This window comes from Auritidibacter sp. NML120636, assembly GCF_003185945.1.
Lineage (GTDB): Bacteria > Actinomycetota > Actinomycetes > Actinomycetales > Micrococcaceae > Auritidibacter > Auritidibacter ignavus.
This window is the reverse complement of sequence record NZ_QHLO01000015.1, coordinates 22,473-39,286: the sequence shown is the minus strand read 5'-3', so window position 1 is coordinate 39,286 and position 16,814 is coordinate 22,473. Positions and strand designations below refer to the sequence as shown.

General features: G+C 58.0%; 18 protein-coding genes. 16 read left to right on the top strand and 2 right to left on the bottom strand.

What is annotated here, in order from left to right; translation table 11 throughout:
• Positions 1-115: 115 nt before the first annotated feature.
• From DCC25_RS10550 to DCC25_RS10515, 8 genes are all read left to right on the top strand, one after another.
• Positions 116-394, top strand: a complete 279-nt coding sequence (locus DCC25_RS10550) for a sensor histidine kinase KdpD (RefSeq protein ID WP_199445919.1) — start codon at positions 116-118, stop codon at positions 392-394.
• Entirely contained in the window at positions 391-1,155 is a 765-nt protein-coding gene (locus DCC25_RS10545; RefSeq protein ID WP_110101654.1) for a response regulator transcription factor, read from the top strand. The genes DCC25_RS10550 and DCC25_RS10545 overlap by 4 nt, the downstream gene beginning before the upstream one ends.
• Before the next feature lie 276 nt (positions 1,156-1,431).
• Positions 1,432-2,313: a 30S ribosomal protein S2 gene (rpsB, locus tag DCC25_RS10540; protein WP_110098723.1), complete on the top strand. Its 882-nt coding sequence runs from the start codon at positions 1,432-1,434 to the stop codon at positions 2,311-2,313.
• 60 nt (positions 2,314-2,373) lie between these two features.
• Complete coding sequence (gene tsf / locus DCC25_RS10535) at positions 2,374-3,210, top strand: translation elongation factor Ts (protein ID WP_110101653.1); 837 nt, start codon at positions 2,374-2,376, stop codon at positions 3,208-3,210.
• Between the two features lie 122 nt (positions 3,211-3,332).
• Entirely contained in the window at positions 3,333-4,115 is a 783-nt protein-coding gene (gene pyrH / locus DCC25_RS10530) for a UMP kinase (protein ID WP_110098721.1), read from the top strand.
• Positions 4,116-4,271: 156 nt separating this feature from the next.
• Positions 4,272-4,793: a ribosome recycling factor gene (gene frr, locus DCC25_RS10525; RefSeq protein ID WP_208392252.1), complete on the top strand. Its 522-nt coding sequence runs from the start codon at positions 4,272-4,274 to the stop codon at positions 4,791-4,793.
• A 20-nt stretch (positions 4,794-4,813) separates the two neighbouring features.
• Complete coding sequence (locus DCC25_RS10520; protein ID WP_110101651.1) at positions 4,814-5,947, top strand: phosphatidate cytidylyltransferase; 1,134 nt, start codon at positions 4,814-4,816, stop codon at positions 5,945-5,947.
• A gap of 50 nt (positions 5,948-5,997) precedes the next feature.
• Positions 5,998-6,576: a DivIVA domain-containing protein gene (locus tag DCC25_RS10515; protein ID WP_158524784.1), complete on the top strand. Its 579-nt coding sequence runs from the start codon at positions 5,998-6,000 to the stop codon at positions 6,574-6,576.
• 65 nt (positions 6,577-6,641) lie between these two features.
• Here the strand turns inward: DCC25_RS10515 and DCC25_RS10510 are convergent, their stop codons facing one another.
• Complete coding sequence (locus tag DCC25_RS10510) at positions 6,642-7,112, bottom strand: GNAT family N-acetyltransferase (protein ID WP_110098717.1); 471 nt, start codon at positions 7,110-7,112, stop codon at positions 6,642-6,644.
• A 429-nt stretch (positions 7,113-7,541) separates the two neighbouring features.
• On the opposite strand from DCC25_RS10510, the gene DCC25_RS10505 reads away from it, so the two are divergent.
• The 5 genes from DCC25_RS10505 to DCC25_RS10485 all read left to right on the top strand — a co-directional run bounded on the left by DCC25_RS10505 (position 7,542) and on the right by DCC25_RS10485 (position 13,785).
• Positions 7,542-8,882, top strand: a complete 1,341-nt coding sequence (locus DCC25_RS10505; protein WP_110101649.1) for an RIP metalloprotease — start codon at positions 7,542-7,544, stop codon at positions 8,880-8,882.
• Between the two features lie 52 nt (positions 8,883-8,934).
• The gene (locus DCC25_RS10500) at positions 8,935-9,855 is read left to right on the top strand and encodes a DUF4081 domain-containing GNAT family N-acetyltransferase (protein WP_110101648.1); all 921 of its coding nucleotides are present in this window, start codon (positions 8,935-8,937) and stop codon (positions 9,853-9,855) included.
• Between the two features lie 115 nt (positions 9,856-9,970).
• Entirely contained in the window at positions 9,971-10,984 is a 1,014-nt protein-coding gene (locus DCC25_RS10495) for a hypothetical protein (RefSeq protein ID WP_146206457.1), read from the top strand.
• The gene (locus DCC25_RS10490; RefSeq protein WP_110101646.1) at positions 10,974-11,873 is read left to right on the top strand and encodes a hypothetical protein; all 900 of its coding nucleotides are present in this window, start codon (positions 10,974-10,976) and stop codon (positions 11,871-11,873) included. The genes DCC25_RS10495 and DCC25_RS10490 overlap by 11 nt, the downstream gene beginning before the upstream one ends.
• Before the next feature lie 70 nt (positions 11,874-11,943).
• On the top strand, positions 11,944-13,785 hold the full coding sequence (locus DCC25_RS10485; protein WP_110101645.1) for a proline--tRNA ligase: 1,842 nt from the start codon (positions 11,944-11,946) through the stop codon (positions 13,783-13,785).
• Positions 13,786-13,844: 59 nt separating this feature from the next.
• Here DCC25_RS10485 and DCC25_RS10480 read toward each other — a convergent pair whose 3' ends face one another.
• Entirely contained in the window at positions 13,845-14,549 is a 705-nt protein-coding gene (locus DCC25_RS10480) for a hypothetical protein (protein ID WP_110101644.1), read from the bottom strand.
• Positions 14,550-14,691: 142 nt separating this feature from the next.
• Between DCC25_RS10480 and rimP the strand changes: the two genes are divergently transcribed.
• The 3 genes from rimP to DCC25_RS10465 all read left to right on the top strand — a co-directional run bounded on the left by rimP (position 14,692) and on the right by DCC25_RS10465 (position 16,726).
• Positions 14,692-15,267 (top strand): ribosome maturation factor RimP, encoded by a 576-nt coding sequence (gene rimP, locus DCC25_RS10475; RefSeq protein WP_110098710.1) that lies wholly within the window; start codon positions 14,692-14,694, stop codon positions 15,265-15,267.
• Between the two features lie 74 nt (positions 15,268-15,341).
• Positions 15,342-16,337, top strand: coding sequence for a transcription termination factor NusA (nusA, locus tag DCC25_RS10470; protein WP_110098709.1), 996 nt, complete (start codon positions 15,342-15,344; stop codon positions 16,335-16,337).
• A 74-nt stretch (positions 16,338-16,411) separates the two neighbouring features.
• Positions 16,412-16,726: a YlxR family protein gene (locus tag DCC25_RS10465; protein ID WP_110098708.1), complete on the top strand. Its 315-nt coding sequence runs from the start codon at positions 16,412-16,414 to the stop codon at positions 16,724-16,726.
• Positions 16,727-16,814: the final 88 nt, after the last annotated feature.

Below are 16,814 nucleotides of genomic sequence, written 5' to 3'. Positions count from 1 at the left end.
GCACGTCGAGGTCTTTCAGATGGCTTGTGTAGGAACTTCCATCATCGGAAGGCCTCGACCTCTATCCAGCTATCGACGCGCCACTTCCCCGAGACCCCCGTCTACACCCTCGATTGTGAAGAGCCGGATTACTGACTATGGTGCGGGGATCGCCGTCGACGATCTGAGCACGATCTTCGAACGTTTCGGTCGAGCCCGTAACGCTTCCGGCACCGAAGGGCCCGGGCTCGGACTGACCATTGTTCAAGAGATAGTTCGTGCACACCGTGGCGTGGTCTCTGTCCGGTCTCAGCTCGATGTCGGATCGACTTTTACGATGTCATTGCCCTATCCCTCCGGCTCAGGCAAAACCTTGTTCACCACCAGTTCCTCGCGTCAGGAGAGCACCGAATGACAGTAGCCCGTATTCTCGTGATTGAAGATGAGCCACGTATTTCGGATTTTGTATTCAACGGTCTGTCGGCTGAGGGATTTGACCCGGTAGTCGCTGCCACCGGCGCCAAGGGTCTCGCGCTGGTGCGCACCGAAGAGTGGGATTTGATCATCCTCGATCTGGGACTGCCCGATATGGATGGCTTCGAGGTTCTTGAACAAATTCGACTCAGATTTTCGGATCTTCCTGTCATTATTCTCACAGCACGAACCTCTGGGGCAGCGACCGTCCAGGGATTGACGTCCGGGGCCGACGATTATGTTCCCAAACCGTTCCGTTTCCCCGAACTGGTGGCTCGCATCCGGTTGCGACTTCGAGACCGGGAGAATCGTGAGCAAGCAGCGGGCGCCCCGCACGATCAGCCAACCGCCTCGCCCCATGCCGGCAACACCGTCCACGACGCACAAGGTCACGACGTGGTCAGTCACGCCGAAGTCGTTATCGATTCCACCCGACATTTGGTCACTGTGGACGGCAAGCCGGTTGATCTCTCACCGCGCGAGTTCGCCCTGGCAGAATTATTCTTCCGCAACCCCGGGCAGGCGCTCACCAGAGATGTGTTACTAAGTAGAGTCTGGGGCGAGGGCTTTACAGGTAGCTCCAACGTGGTCGACGTCTACGTTCGGTACTTACGCAATAAACTCGGTGCGGACCGCTTCGAAACGGTGCGGGGAATCGGCTATCGGCTCGTGGAGGAAAAACACTGGCATGGTCGCTCCTGACGCGGTTAGGGCCACGGGAAAATACGGTATGCTGATACAAGCAGTAGTATCCAGGCCGGCAAATCAGCCTGCGATGGTACTGACTTCGCGCACGATGTGAGTGTCTAGTCAGACAACATAACCCCTTCGGTCCCCATCACGGGGTGCTGGTGTTGTGTCGGGAAACCGCCGTCGTGCCAGGAGCGCCGACCAACCGGTTGTGGTGCTAAGTAACCGATAGACAAGAAAAATGTCAGCCTCGGCGCAGGCCGCGAAGGCTGACGGTAAAGGAGCGACATGCCCGTCGTTACGATGCGTGAAATGCTGGACTCTGGTGTTCACTTTGGACACCAAACTCGCCGTTGGAACCCGAAGATGAAGCGTTTCATCTTCACCGAGCGCAACGGCATCTACATCATTGATCTGCAGCAATCGCTGTCTTACATCGACCGCGCCTACGACTTCGTTAAAGAAACCGTGGCACACGGCGGTTCCATCCTGTTTGTAGGAACCAAGAAGCAGGCCCAGGAGGCCATTGCTGAGCAGGCAACCCGGGTCGGGATGCCCTACGTCAACCACCGCTGGCTTGGCGGTATGCTGACGAACTTCCAGACCGTTTCTAAGCGTGTCAATCGCATGAAGGAACTGGAAGAAATCGACTACGAAGATGTTGCCGGGTCCGGCCACACCAAGAAGGAACTGTTGCTGCTACAGCGCGAAATGCAGAAGTTGCAGGCTAACCTTGGTGGTATCCGCAACATGAGTCGCACCCCTTCTGCGGTCTGGATCGTTGACACTAAGAAAGAACACCTGGCTGTGGACGAGGCCAAGAAACTTGGCATTCCCGTGGTCGCAATCCTCGACACCAACTGCGATCCGGACGAAGTCACCTACCCGATTCCGGGCAACGACGACGCGATCCGCTCAGTGGCATTGCTGACCCGCGTGGTTGCAGACGCTGTGGCCGATGGTCTACTGGCACGCAATCAGGGCAAGCAGGGAGAGGCCGGCGGTGAAGAGCCGATGGCTGAGTGGGAACGTGACCTGCTCCTCGGTGAACAGACTGAGACCAAACAGAAGGCACAGGCCGAGCAACCCGCCGAGACCGCAACGCAGCCGGCCACGACTGAGGATCAGGCTACCGCGCCAGCACCTCAGTCTCAGACTGACTCCGAGTGAGATTGACCTTTCGACCTACTCACCACCAATAACTCAGAAACCTAAGGATGGGATTACTGAATGGCCAACTACACTGCCGCTGATATCAAGGACCTGCGCGAACGTACCGGTGCAGGCATGATGGATGTCAAGAAGGCCCTGGATGAAGCCGAAGGCGACGCCCAGAAAGCCATGGAAATCATTCGGATCAAGGGTTTGAAGGGCGCGACCAAGCGTGAAGGTCGTTCCGCTGCTGAAGGTCTGATCGTCGCTACTGTCAACGACGGCGAAGGCGTGATGGTCGAGATCAACTGCGAGACCGACTTTGTGGCCAAGAACCAGAAGTTCATCGATCTGGCTAACAACGTCCTCGAGGTCGCCGTTTCCAGTGGAGCCGATGACGCTGAGGCATTGCTGGCCGCTGAGTACGATGGTAAGACCCTGGGCGAATACGTCACCGAGGAGGCTGCCACCCTGGGTGAAAAGGTCGCGGTTCGTCGTGTCGCCCGGGTTTCCGGTGCGTACGTTGACGCATACTTGCACAAGACCAGTAAAGACCTGCCAGCCCAGGTCGGTGTGCTCATGGCTGTCTCCACCGATGACGAGAAGGCTCAGGAAGCAGCTCACGACGTTGCAGTTCACATTGCAGCTCTGTCTCCGACTTACCTGACCCGTGACGAAGTTCCGGCCGAAACCGTTGAGAATGAGCGTCGCGTGGCTGAGGACACCGCTCGTGCTGAGAACAAGCCGGAAAAGGCCATGGAGCAGATCGTCAATGGTCGATTGAACGGCTATTACAAGGATGTCGTGCTGGTGGATCAGCCATTCGCTAAAGATTCCAAGACCACTGTGGGTAGGGTACTGGAAGAAGCCGGCACCGAAGCCGTGCAGTTCGCACGCTTCCGCGTCGGCGCCTAAGCATGAACAGCAGAAGGGGTGAACACTTATAACTAAGTGTTCACCCCTTCTGACTGCCCCAAACTTTTTCATTAATATCGCTGACTTCGTTCAGATCCGGTGAACCATTGCAGGAGGAGACCATGACCGAACCCACCCCGGCTATTAATATTCCCGGAGGCCTCCAAGATGGGCCGAGATCTGCAGAATCTGACCCTTCGACCCGGAGGCGTCGGGTGCTCTTGAAACTCTCCGGTGAAGTCTTCGGCGGTGGCTCCGTGGGGGTTGATCCCACAACGGTTCGGTTCGTGGCCGAACAAATTGCGGCGGCCTCTGACCAGGTCCAGATTGCCATCGTTGTCGGAGGCGGTAATTTCTTCCGTGGAGCCGAACTATCCGAGAACGGCATGGAACGCCGGCGTGCCGACTACATGGGTATGCTCGGCACTGTGATGAATGCCCTGGCCTTACAGGATTTCTTGTTGCAAACTGGCGTGGATTGCCGGGTTCAGTCTGCGATTCACATGTCACAGGTTGCTGAACCGTACATTCCTCAGCGCGCGGTGCGACACATGGAAAAAGGCCGTGTGGTAATTTTCGGCGCCGGTACCGGTCTGCCGTACTTTTCCACCGACACTGTCGCGGCCCAACGGGCCCTAGAAGTCGGTGCTGACGAGGTGCTCATGGCCAAGTCCGGTGTGGACGGTGTCTACACGGCCGATCCCAAGACGAACCCCGATGCTCAGCTCTTTGACCACCTCAGCTACGACGAAGCCATCATGAGAAATATCCGAGTGATGGATCTCACCGCAATGACGATGTGCAAAGATAATAATTTGCCAATGATGGTTTTTGGCATGGAGCAAAAGGGTAACGTCACCAAAGCACTGCTCGGTGAACGCATCGGTACTACGGTGGAGTCATAACCGCCCCGCCGTATCAACACGACGGTGACTGCACCTAAGCTGTCCTAAGATGGTAATCAGGCGATTAAGTTCGCCCAACCGGAGCCGGTTGGGCAAGTTCATAATGTTGAAGGAGATTCCGTGACCAGCGAAGTACTCAATGACGCCAAGGCCGCGATGGAACGAACCCTGGAGGCCACCTCCGAGGACTTTGCCTCGGTGCGCACCGGTCGAGCCACACCTGGTCTTTTTGCCAAGGTTCTGGTCGACTACTACGGTACTCCCACCCCCTTGCAACAACTTGCCTCCTTCACCGCACAGGATGCCCGTACCCTGCTGATTGCACCTTATGACGTATCCGCCCTGCGTGAGATCGAAAAAGCCCTGTCTGACTCCGAGGTGGGAGCTAATCCCTCCAATGACGGCAAAGTGATCCGGATTGTCATGCCGGAGTTGACCGCTGAGCGTCGAGCCGAATATGTGAAGCTGGTTAAATCAAAGGCCGAAGATCACAAGGTCTCGATACGTAATTCCCGTCGCAAAGCCAAAGAAACCCTCGAGAAGATGGTTAACGACGGCGAAATCGGCGAAGACGAAGGCAAACGTGGTGAGAAAGAACTTGATGACCTGACCCGTAAGTACGTGGACCAGGTTGAAGAGATGGCCAAGAACAAAGAACAGGACCTCATGGAGGTCTAAGCACCTCTAACGTGCACCACATGAGCCAACAAGACCCCACAGGCAACACCGGATCCTCACCAGGTGAGGAGCCGGTTATTACCGAACTTGAGGGCTTCGAGAATTTGGTCCGGGACCCGGAAACCGGCCGGATCATTCCCCAAACCCGGAAAGAACGCAAGGCTCTGGAAGCCGCCCAAGCCGAAATCGAGCACCAACGGGCTCTTCCCGAGACGGTTGGTGCTGAACGCGGTGAGTCCAATGACACAGACCCCGAGACAGCCGAGCCCGCCACCTACGTTGACAACGATCCCATGGTGGCACCTACCACCGTCTCGGAACGTCCAGCCGAGCTAGAAGAACCCAAACAATCGACGGCTGGTCGTAACCTTCCGGCAGCGATTGCCGTCGGTGCGGTTCTGCTCGTCGCAGCCATCATCGGGATCTTCTGGGTTCCCGTGGTGGTGATGGTGCTCATCTCACTCCTGTTGCTGGTGGGCACTTGGGAAATGTCCCGGTTGTATCGCCCCTACAAGATTGAGGTACCTTTGGTACCGCTCTGGGTCGGGGCCCTTGCGATGCCCATTTCGGCGTATTTTGGTGGCATCGACGCTATGGTGTTCGCCCTGTTCGGGACGATGATCCTTGCGGTGTTTTGGACTGTAGTCAGTGATCCCTACCGGCCCCTAGCCGCGGCAATGACCACCGGATTCATCGTGCTTTGGGTCCCCTTTATGCTCTCGTTCGGGGTCGTGTTGATGCAGGAGCCCGAGGGCAACTATATGGTCGCATTGTTCCTATTGGCCGTCGTTGCCAATGACACCTTCGGGTACATCGTCGGAGCCTTGTTTGGCAAACACCCGATGGCGCCACAGATCTCACCGAAAAAATCCTGGGAAGGTTTCGCGGGTTCTTTGGTCGGAGCCGTCCTGGTCTCGATTGGGGCTGGCTGGTTCATGCTTGACTTGGAAGTCTGGCGGTCGGTGATTGTCGGCCTCGTCATGGTCGTGGTAGCCACTACTGGCGATTTTGCGGCCTCGATGGTCAAACGCGATCTCGGTGTCAAAGACATGGGCAACACGTTGCCCGGGCACGGGGGAGTGATGGACCGGTTGGACTCCCTCGTTTTTGGTGCTCCAGTGGCGTTCGCGCTGTTCGTGGTTCTTTTGCCCTAGGCTACGAGTAGATGACCGAGCAACTCACATCCGTCAGGAAGGATACAACCATGGGCCGACGGGCTGCACGAACCGAGCACGAGAGTTCTCCTTTTACTCGGGTGGAGAAAAAAGCCTATGGTTACCAGCCGAACCAGGTTGATGAATTTATCGCGCGGGCGCGTTCTGCTTATGACGGGAATGAATTCATGGCGGCCAACGACGTGCGTGATGTCTCCTTCGCCGCGGTCAAAGGCGGGTATGCACCCCATCAGGTCGACAAGGTCTTGGACCGTCTCGAGGACGCATTCCGACGGGCCGAACGAGATGAATTTATTGAGAGCCATGGCCTGGAAGCGTGGAACAGCTACCTTGATGACTCCATCCGGGAACTGATGGGTCGCCTTCAGCGCCCAGCCGGGCAACGTTTCCGTCGCCCCAAGAAATCAAAGGCCATCAGCTACCGTGTTGAAGATGTCGACGCGGTATGTGAGACCCTTTTTGCTCACTTTACCGATCGCGATACGGTCACTGCCCAACAGCTTCGAGCCACGACCTTCCGCGCCGCTAAAGGTAAGAAGGGTTACGAAGAGGCCGAGGTTGATGCCTTTGTGCAAGCTGGAATCGAATTGCTGATCAACCTCAGCTAGAATGTTGATCAAGGCATGACCCAGTCCCAGCTGATCGCCAGGCAACCACCAGGCGCAAGGGCTGGTTAGGGTTGGTTGAGCTCTAGCACGTCCTCCGTGATAATCTCAGCGCGAGCATTTGAGAAGGATTGCTCTTCACCAATCTTTTCGAAACCACGTCGGGTGAGTACCTTCTGTGACCCGGCGTTGTCAGCCGGAACCATGGCGCGGATGGGGCGCTGTTGGAAATCCTCCAGGAACTGGTCCACCGCCGCAGTGGTAATGCCCTGGTCCCAGAACTCCCGGGCTGTCCAGAACGACAGTTCCGGAATCTCGTCGATGTTCAAACAGATCAACGCACCGGCCACCTGACCGTTCTCCTCGATGGTGCGAACGATGGTGTTCTCATCGTGAAGCAAGCTATTCCAGTGGAAATCGAAGACGCCACGATCCTGGGGATTGCGAGGCGCAAAGGCGGCCATCAGATTGGCCAAGGTATCCTGCTGGTGGACAAAGAACTCATCGAGGTCCTCGGTCCGTACCTCACGAAGAATCATGCAACTGCCTCCTGGTCTCTGGTAGTCCCACCACTCTACATTCTTCCACCGTGGGATGTGCCGATCCTGCAAACCGCACAGCACTCACGTTGGGCGCGAGCTCTTGGGCCAATGCGGTACAACTGTCTTCTGGTAGCACAGCCGGGCACGCATCAGATGGTGTTCGCTTGCCTCGTCTGAGGAACTCAACGTGGTCGGCCCGGCCGGGTGGACGGCGATGTTCCGCTAGGGGGTGTGTGGTCGCGGAGTTGGCGGCTGTGCTAGCTGATGACATTGTGCCTCTAGCACTGCCTCGACGAGGATTCAACCGTTCATCCGAGCCCACTTCACAGGTTTGACCGGCATAATAGGCCGGTGAACTATCCCTTGGATAGCGCGTGCAGACAACCTTGTGAGAAACAACCCAATGAGAAATGAGAGGAGTACTCCGTGGAGATTTTGGCTTTCACCCTCGGTGTTTTGGCCATTGCCGTGGGGATTATCCTCTCTATTGCGTTGCACGAGATCGGGCACCTGGTTCCGGCCAAACTCTTCGGAGTACGTGTCACCCAGTACATGGTGGGTTTTGGAAAGACACTGTTCTCCATCCGCCGTGGCGAGACCGAATATGGGGTCAAAGCCATTCCCCTGGGTGGCTACGTGGCCATGATCGGGATGTACCCGCCCCAAGCCCCGGGCGAGAAGCCGAAAACCTCGTCGACCGGCGTCTTCCAACAAATGTCCCAACAGGCCCGGGAGATCTCCGCGGCTGAGATTCGCCCCGGAGATGAGAACCGGTTGTTCGTCCAGCTACCGGTATGGAAACGGATCATCATCATGTTGGGCGGTCCGGCGATGAATTTGTTGATTGCGGTGGTTCTGACCGGGATTTTAATCACTAGCTTCGGGGTGAACACCGCCACCACCACGGTTTCTGAGGTCTACCGGTGTGTGCAGGCAGTACAAGTCGCGGCCACCCAGGACGAGATCGCCGAATGCGACGACAATGACCCAGATGGGCCGGCCTACGCCGCCGGACTACAACCCGGTGACACGATTACCTCCTTCAACGGGGTCGCGGTGGAATCCTGGGACGAACTCACCGGCTTGATCCGACAACGAGCCGGAGACTCCACGCCCATGACCTACGAGCGCGAGGGACAACAACATGACACCGAGATTACCCCGGTGCTGACCGAACGCCCGGTGGTCGACGACCTAGGACGCACCGAAACCGACGAATCCGGCGACCTTGTCACGCACCAGGTCGGATTCGTGGGAATGGGATCGCAGGTAGAACGAGTGCAACAACCGGTCACCCAGACCTTCCCGGTCATTGGACAGCAATTGGAAGCCACCTTCCGCGTGATCGTAGTCTTGCCGGTTCGGCTATGGGATACCGCCCAAGTGCTGATTACCGACGGGGAACGTGACCCCAACGGTCCGATGTCGGTGGTGGGAGTCGGTCGCATTGCCGGCGAGGCGGCAGCCATGGACGAGATACCCCTGCAGGACCGGGTGGCCATGCTGGTCTCGCTGATCGCCGGGGTTAATATTGCCCTCATGGCCTTCAACCTGATTCCGCTCTTGCCCTTGGACGGTGGCCATGTGGTGGGTGCGCTTTGGGATGGTGGGCGCAAACTCTGGGCCAAGCTCCGGGGTAGACCACGCCCGCCTACCTTCGACATTTCACGACTATTGCCCCTGACTTACGTCGTTGCGGTGGCCCTGTTAGGCATGGGCGTACTGTTGATAGTGGCCGATATCTTCAAACCGGTGACGCTCAACTAGCGCCTGCCTGAACCACCTTGAGCCGTTCGTATCAGTCGAAGGGATACCAGAGATGAGATTTGCCCGGCAGATGCGTTGGCTATTGGACACCGAAGACCAGCTGTCTCGGACCACCGGCGATATGGTTCGGATCCTTTCCGACGACGACACCGAGGCCTTATCCCGACTGGTTGCCAGCGACCCGGTGGCTCACTGCTATGTCCAATCGTTGCTCGACGGCGGCCGTGGTGCTGGGCCTGGACGTGACCTGCATCGCGGGCTATTTCTGGGTATCGATGACGAGCACGACCCGAATGAGCTCCGGTGTGCGGTGTGGGTTGGGTCCAATATCGTCCCGGTCGCGGTCAATGAATTTTATGGAGAAATCCTGGGCACGGCCATCCGGTGCTTGGGCCGACGCTATGGGTCGATCTTCGGGCCGCGGGACGCGGTGCACGGAATCTGGTCTAGCCTGTCGTATGGGTTGCAACAACCCCGCGCCATTCGAACGTCACAACCGCTGATGACCACCCGGAGCCTCTCTGCGGTACCGGTCGACCCCGACGTGCGGGTCGCCCAAGCTGGTGACTTCAACACGGTCTTTCCCGCTGCCGTGGAGATGTTCACAGAAGAGCTCGGATACTCACCGATGAAGGACAGCCCCAACTCCTACCGAGCCCGGGTCCGACAATTGATCGAATCCGGATGGTGCCTGGTGAAGACCCCCGGTCGCCGAATCGGTGGAGAGGTTCTGTTCAAAGCAGACCTGGGGGTGGTCACCAACGACTGCATTCAAATTCAAGGTGTGTGGATCCCCGAGCATTTGCGTGGTCGCGGTGAGGCCAGCACTCTGATGTCAGCGGTGGTCGCTCACAGCCTGACCCTAGCCCCGGTCGTCTCGCTCTACGTCAACGATTTCAATGTGGCGGCGCTGAAGACCTACCGTAACGTCGGGTTCGAGGTTACCGGAGAGTTCGCCACGGTGTTGTTCTGATCGTTTCGGCGCCCTGCACTGTTCTCCATACCGGACAAACTCGGCTACAGTGAGAGAAGTATGTGCTTCGACCTGAGAACTCCAAAACAGGTCAAAAACAGCGTGCAAACAGCTCGTGACAGAACGTGAAGAGGAAGGCAGTGGTGTGGCCCTAGGCAGAGCGGGACACCTAACGTTATGGGCGGTGTGTGCGCTAGCGCTGGCCGGTTGCGCCGGCGGTGACGACGAGGCTGAACGTGCGCAGGCCACACCGTCTGACACTGCCAGTGCCAGTCAGTCACCGTCTGCTGAATCCGATTCAGACGCGTCGCTGCAGGTCATTCGTCACGCCCTGGGAGATCAGGCCGTGACGCTCGACGGGGACCAGGCTCGGCAGGCGCTAATTGAGGAAGAACGCGCCTTGGAAGAATACGAGATTTCGCCTGCTTCGTGCCAGACCACCTTTGACGAACAGCTGTTGGCCAACACCGCCGCTACCTTAGGCGTGGTTACCGAACAAGACGCTGAGACCCTCTCCACGTCGGCGTCCATCATCGAATTTGAATCCGAGGCTGAGGCCGAAGATTATCTGACAGCTCGTCGCCAGGCTGCCAAGGAGTGTCCCACCTATCTCGTGGACCTCGACGAGGACATCGAAGCGGAGGTCACGACCGCGGTCAGCGATTTCTCCAACCCCGAGCTCGCCGGCGAGCAGGTCGAGGACGAACCCACTGAGGACCAAACCGCCACCGGTGGAGACGGAGACGAATCGGTAGCACCGTCGCCCACCGCCGATCCCGCCCAGGTGGGTGAGGAACTTCAACAGCTGGCCACTGAATTCGATGAAACTCTGTTGATCAACAGCACGACCGTGATTGATCTTGACGAAGCCCAAGACCAGGCAGATACTGCCGACGCCGTCGAAACGCCTCCCACACCGGCCGAGGAAATGCCCAGCGCCGCCCCGCAACTACAACCTCGGTTGGAAGCACAAACCACGACCACCACAGCCCTGGGACAAGAGAATCATCTCGTGGTGGTGGTCACGGTCGATCATCCTGTGGAACAGTCTCGTCTGGTGGAGATCTTGACTAAGATCGTAGATCAGCTGCCCGAAATCGCGACGGAGCAGGAGAACCATGCACCATAGCTCGGAACACAGGCCCCGGTTACAGCGCGCTACCTGGATTCTTGCGCTGACGATGGTTGGCATCTTGACGTTGTCCGGGTGCCGAGACGACTTTCAGCCCGAAGACGGTCCGTCGCCGACAGACACCGCTGAGGTTGCGATTACCGAGGACCAGATCGCCGAAACCCTGAACGAGGTGCTGGGACCCGGCGCCGAGGTGGTCGATGGGGAAGCCGCCATTGATTACGTGAATGTGCTGGGCACCACAGGTGAGTGCGTCAGCGGGGGAAGCGATGAAAGCCCCGTCCCTAAGCCTGACTTGCCCTCAGCCGAGGACGTCGTGGCGGTGACCGGGACACACGTCGATGCCTCCGAGCCCGGTAATTTTGACTTTCGGCAACTCGCGGTCATCGAGTTCGACGATGCCGATGAAGCCAAGCGGTACACCGACCAGGTCCGAGAATTCGCCAGCTCGTGCCAGAGAGCCCTTTTTGAGCCCCAAGGGAGCCCGGCCTTAGAACGCGAGATCACCTTCGAAGAACTCACCCATCACACTGACCAGGCGTTTGCGGTGTATCTGGAAGATTATGGCCAGGGTGAGTCCGCTGCGGGGGAGTCTGTCACCGATGAGGCATCCGAGGACGAGTCTGAATCTGCCACGGACGATGAAAACACCCCTGAACCCGAGTACACACTCAGCCCTGCGGGCCAGAGCTCGGAAGATTCCCCAGCAGCGGTCCCGCTCAGCGGTGACGATCAGGAAGTCCTCGGTCACGTGGGTACCTCTACGGTCTGGGTCCAGGACGGTAGCCGTCTCACCGTTGCTCTCAGCGTGCCACCGCGCGCCTACGCTGAGGAACTGAGTGCTATTGACCAGCTGGCCGAGGAACTCAAGGCCCCCGCTGACTAGACTCCGCTGGGGTAGACTTTCCCCAGATCTCAGAATGTCCTGACGCTCTCACCGTGATTGGAGCCGTGCTGTGCCCTTGCGCATGTCCCACTTGTTCTTGCGTACCTTGCGTGACGACCCGGCTGATGCCGAAGTCGCCAGCCACAAGCTACTCGTCCGGGCCGGTTTTATCCGCCGGGCTGCACCTGGTGGTTACACCTGGTTGCCGTTGGGTGTGCGCGTCAAGACTAAAGTCGAACAGATCATTCGCGACGAAATGAACGCCATTGGCGCTCAGGAAGTCTTCTTCCCAGCTTTGCTACCCAAAGAGCCGTATGAAGCGACCGGTCGCTGGGACGACTACGGCGACAATATCTTCCGGGTCAAAGACCGCAAGGACGCCGACTACCTGTTGGCTCCCACCCACGAAGAGCTGTTCACTCTGCTGGTTAAGGATCACTACGCCTCATATAAGGATCTGCCGGTCTACCTGTACCAGATCCAAACCAAATATCGCGACGAAGCTCGCCCGCGAGCTGGTCTCCTGCGGGTGCGGGAGTTCGTGATGAAAGATTCCTACTCCTTCACCATTGATGAAGCTGGGCTCGATGAGGCCTATGAAGCCCACCGCGGTGCCTACTTTCGGATCTTCCAGCGACTCGGTCTGCCCGTCGTAGCAGTTCAAGCCACCGCCGGTGCCATGGGCGGTTCTCGGTCTGAGGAATTCCTGCACCCTTCCCCCATCGGTGAGGACACTTTTGTGGAATCCGACGGGGGCTACCGGGCCAACGTGGAAGCGGTAACTACCGTGGCTCCTGAGCCTGAAGACTACTCGGATGTGCCGGCAGCTGAGGTGAAAGAGACCCCGGAGTCCACCACCATCGAGGCTCTGGTCGAGGTCGCTAATCATCTGGTGCCGCGCGAGTCCGGTGCCTGGGACGCCTCCGATACACTGAAATGTGTGGTATTGGTTGCCATCGATGGTGATCAACGTCTACCCTTCGTCGTCGCTGTTCCTGGCGACCGCGACGTCGACGTCAAGCGTTTGGAATCCACGATTGCCGAGGCTCTTCCGCTCACTGGTGAACCTCAACTGGAACCGGCCACTGCAGATGATTTGGCCAAGAACCCCCATCTGGTGCCCGGATACATCGGCCCCGCCACCGTGGCAGGCGAGACCGTGACCCAGCTGTTGGGTGCAGAGGCACCCTCCGGGGTGCCGTTCTTCGTCGACCCCCGCATTGTCCCCGGGACCCGCTGGATTACTGGCGCTAATCAGACGCAGCACCACGTCTTCGACCTGGTCGCAGGACGCGACTTCACCTGGGACGCGGTCGTGGAAGCCACTGTGGTTCAAGATGGAGACGAGGCCCCGGATGGATCCGGACCATTACACACTCGTCGCGGTATGGAAATGGGCCACATTTTCCAGCTGGGTCGTAAATACACTGAAGCCCTGGACCTGAAAGTGCTGGACGAGAACGGCAAACAGGTCGTGGTCACGATGGGCTCTTATGGCATCGGTGTCACCCGCGCGGTGGCAGCGATCGCCGAAGCACACCACGATGACCGTGGCCTGATCTGGCCACTGAATGTTGCCCCCGCCCACGTCCATGTGGTGGCCACCGGCAAGGACCAAGACATCTTCGATACCGCCGAAAAACTCGTCGCCGACCTCGAAGCCTCAGGCATCGAGGTACTCTACGACGATCGCAAGAAAGTTTCGGCCGGCGTGAAATTCTCCGACTCTGAGTTGGTCGGTGTACCACTCATCCTGGTGGTCGGACGCGGTCTTGCCCAAGGCACGGTTGAGTTCAAAGACCGTCGTGACGACACCCGTCAGGACCTGCCGGTTGATCAAGCGGTTTCTGCTGTCGTCGACATCGTCGCGCAGGGGCTCTCGACGCGGTCGGACAACCAGAACAAGCAGTAAAGAGATCACTCTCTCGGCCCGGAGAGTAACTGCCGGTCGGTCCTGTGCCCCTGTGCCCCCTAGGCGGTGAGTTCGGCCAGCTCCGATAGCTTCTGTTCGAACACCATTGATTCCCAGAGCCCGGCCTCAGCAAGTTGTTCCTGAGCCGGGGTGCTGGCCTCCTCCCAGGCGCGCGTCCACTGCGCCTTGAGGCTTTCCGCCGGCTCGTGCAGGACTGTCATCGTCGGCGAGGAGTCTTCCCGTAGCTGTTGGTCAACTACCTCTGGGTGTTCTGGGTAAGCCACGCATTCAGTTGGTAGACCGGCGGTCATCGCCATACTGGAAGATTCGGCAGTTAAATCAAGATCAATCACCGCGTTAGTCCAGTCTTGTTGCTCATCCTCCGTAGAGGCGCTCTCAGGTGCCTCGACGCGGGCGGAGAGAAATTCTGTCAGACGAGCGAGTGCTCGGTGCTCTCGGCCGAGGTCTTGAACTTGCTCGACCCAATCACCGTCGCATTCTTCACCGGTCACGGTGGAAGCGGTGTCCCACAGAGCACGATAGTCCTCCGGTTCTTCGCCTTGCTCGGCGAGACGCTGGTACTTCTCCACGATTTCGGTGGCATCCCGCGGTGGCGCAAACAGCGGGAAAGAGAATGGCCCGGGCGCGAAGAGGCTACGAATGCCCCACCATCCCAGAATCAGGATCACCAAGGTGGCTGCCACGGTGAGGGGGATTACCACGTAACGCCAACGAGACGATTGTGTCGATGCGGAGGATTTCACAGCTCAGATTCTTCCACGTTTACCACTCAACTGTGCGTATTGCTGTCCCAGAGGGCTAAGGTTTAAGATTGCGCACGATATTGAGCACGCCACAGACGACACCACAGATAACAGCCGACAACCTTTCGGAGGTCCATCCCTGATGGCATCACGGTTCTTTGCTCGCACGCATGCTGAGTCCTCGGAAGACGTTTCAGAAAAAACGGTCGAGATGCGAAGCCCACTTGAACAGCTGATCGCCACGGCGCTGACCGATCAACAGGTCTGGGTGGAAGATGTGGAGGTCACCGGGACCCCGGGGTCCAAAGTTCTCACTGTCGTGATTGATGCTCGGACCGGCACCGAGGGTCTTAGCCTGGATGAGATCGCTACCTCCTCGCAAGTAGTCTCAGACGCTTTGGACGCCTATACCGGCCCGTTGCCGGAGATCGGTGACGACGCCTACCAGCTGGAAGTTTCCACTCCCGGGGTGGGGCGACCGCTGGTGCGTCCTCACCACTGGCAGCGCAATCTCGGTCGCACGGTGGAAGCCGAGTTAACAGGCCAGCCGGGTCGGCAACGCGCGCGTATTGATGATGTGGACGACACCGGAGTCGAACTGACTTTGATCATTCCGGGCGCCAAGAAAGGTATGCCGGAGAAGGTGGGGGAGCGTGCTCACTACTCATTCGACGACATTACCGACGCTCAGGTCCAGGTAAAGTTAAAACAGGCCTAGGCATGCTGGTGGTCTGTGGGACGTCGCATCCCAGGCACGAGATAAGTGAATGATCGAGAAGACCGGAGGCAGAGATGGACATCGATATAAGCGCACTGCGGATGTTGGAGAAGGAACGCGATATTCCGCTTGAACAGCTGGTGCCAACCATCGAACAGGCCCTCTATCTGGCCTATCAGAAGTCTCCGGGGGCGATCTCGAAATCCCGTGCTGAAATTGATCTGAAGACCGGCAAGGTGACGATCTGGGCCACCGAGTTCGATGAAAACAACAACGCCATCGGGGAATTCGACGACACCCCCAATGACTTTGGTCGCGTCGCGGCCTCAACTGCCCGCCAGGTCATCCTGCAACGGTTGCGCGATGCAGAAGACACCCAAATTTTAGGTGAGTTCAAAGACAAACAAGACCAGCTGGTATCCGGCGTCATCCAACAGGGTAAAAACCCCCATATGATTCAGGTCGATCTCGGGTCGATTGAAGCAGTGTTGCCGCCAGCAGAACAGGTTCCCGGGGAAGAGTACGTGCACGGCAAACGCCTACGGTGCTATGTTGTTTCGGTCACCCGTGGTACCAAAGGACCGTCGGTGACGGTTTCGCGCTCGCATCCGCAGCTGGTGGCCAAGCTGTTTGAGCTAGAAGTTCCCGAAATCGCTGACGGGTCAGTAGAGATCGTTGCTCTTGCTCGTGAAGCCGGGCACCGCTCCAAGATAGCAGTGCGGGCCAAGCAGGCCGGGTTGAACGCTAAAGGCGCGTGCATTGGTGAACTCGGCTCGCGCGTCAGAGCGGTCATGACCGAACTGAACGACGAAAAAATCGACATCATTGACGCCTCAGAGGAACCAGCCAAGTTCGTTGCGAACGCGCTGAGCCCCGCCAAGGTTTCCTCGGTGCCGATGGTTGATGAAGCCACCCGCTCAGCACGTGTGATCGTTCCGGATTACCAACTGTCTTTAGCTATTGGCAAAGAAGGACAAAATGCTCGTCTGGCGGCCAAATTGACTGGATGGCGCATTGATATTATGGGGGAGTCGGGAACCACTGACCCTTTGGCGGTGACCCCGGACTAGAAACCGGCGACAAAATATTTTCAAAACCGCTAAACTATAGTATGTCTTTTTGTGCTCCATGAGATGGGAGAACCATGGGTTCACGTCTTCCGGTGCGAACGTGCATCGGATGCCGAGCACAACAAGAGACTCCTAACCTGGTGCGTTGCGCCTGCGACATGACCGCGGATACCCGATTCGTGGTGGTGGACTGGCAACGAAAACTCCCGGGACGTGGGGCGTGGATACACCCCAACACACAGTGCGTGCGACGTGCTGTAAAATCCGGTGCTTTTCACCGCGCTTTTCGGACTCGCGTCAATGCCGAGTCACTGCGTGCGGTCGAAGCGGAGTTTTCCAAGGTGCTGGGTGAACTAAACCAAGGACAAGAAAGCGGGTCGAAGATCTGATGGATACCCGGTGAGCACACGATGAGTGCCCAACCATGACCAAAAAGACATGCTCACACAGCATGCTACGACACCAAACTGTCGTGGC

Coding starts and splice junctions, on each gene's coding strand:
- DCC25_RS10510 (WP_110098717.1), bottom strand. CDS start 7,112: ATGATTCTTCGTGAGGTACGGACCGAGGACCTCGATGAGTTCTTTGTC.
- frr (WP_208392252.1), top strand. CDS start 4,272: ATGGAACGAACCCTGGAGGCCACCTCCGAGGACTTTGCCTCGGTGCGC.
- DCC25_RS10490 (WP_110101646.1), top strand. CDS start 10,974: ATGCACCATAGCTCGGAACACAGGCCCCGGTTACAGCGCGCTACCTGG.
- DCC25_RS10545 (WP_110101654.1), top strand. CDS start 391: ATGACAGTAGCCCGTATTCTCGTGATTGAAGATGAGCCACGTATTTCG.
- tsf (WP_110101653.1), top strand. CDS start 2,374: ATGGCCAACTACACTGCCGCTGATATCAAGGACCTGCGCGAACGTACC.
- DCC25_RS10465 (WP_110098708.1), top strand. CDS start 16,412: ATGGGTTCACGTCTTCCGGTGCGAACGTGCATCGGATGCCGAGCACAA.
- rimP (WP_110098710.1), top strand. CDS start 14,692: ATGGCATCACGGTTCTTTGCTCGCACGCATGCTGAGTCCTCGGAAGAC.
- DCC25_RS10515 (WP_158524784.1), top strand. CDS start 5,998: ATGGGCCGACGGGCTGCACGAACCGAGCACGAGAGTTCTCCTTTTACT.
- rpsB (WP_110098723.1), top strand. CDS start 1,432: ATGCCCGTCGTTACGATGCGTGAAATGCTGGACTCTGGTGTTCACTTT.
- DCC25_RS10520 (WP_110101651.1), top strand. CDS start 4,814: ATGAGCCAACAAGACCCCACAGGCAACACCGGATCCTCACCAGGTGAG.
- nusA (WP_110098709.1), top strand. CDS start 15,342: ATGGACATCGATATAAGCGCACTGCGGATGTTGGAGAAGGAACGCGAT.
- DCC25_RS10500 (WP_110101648.1), top strand. CDS start 8,935: ATGAGATTTGCCCGGCAGATGCGTTGGCTATTGGACACCGAAGACCAG.
- pyrH (WP_110098721.1), top strand. CDS start 3,333: ATGACCGAACCCACCCCGGCTATTAATATTCCCGGAGGCCTCCAAGAT.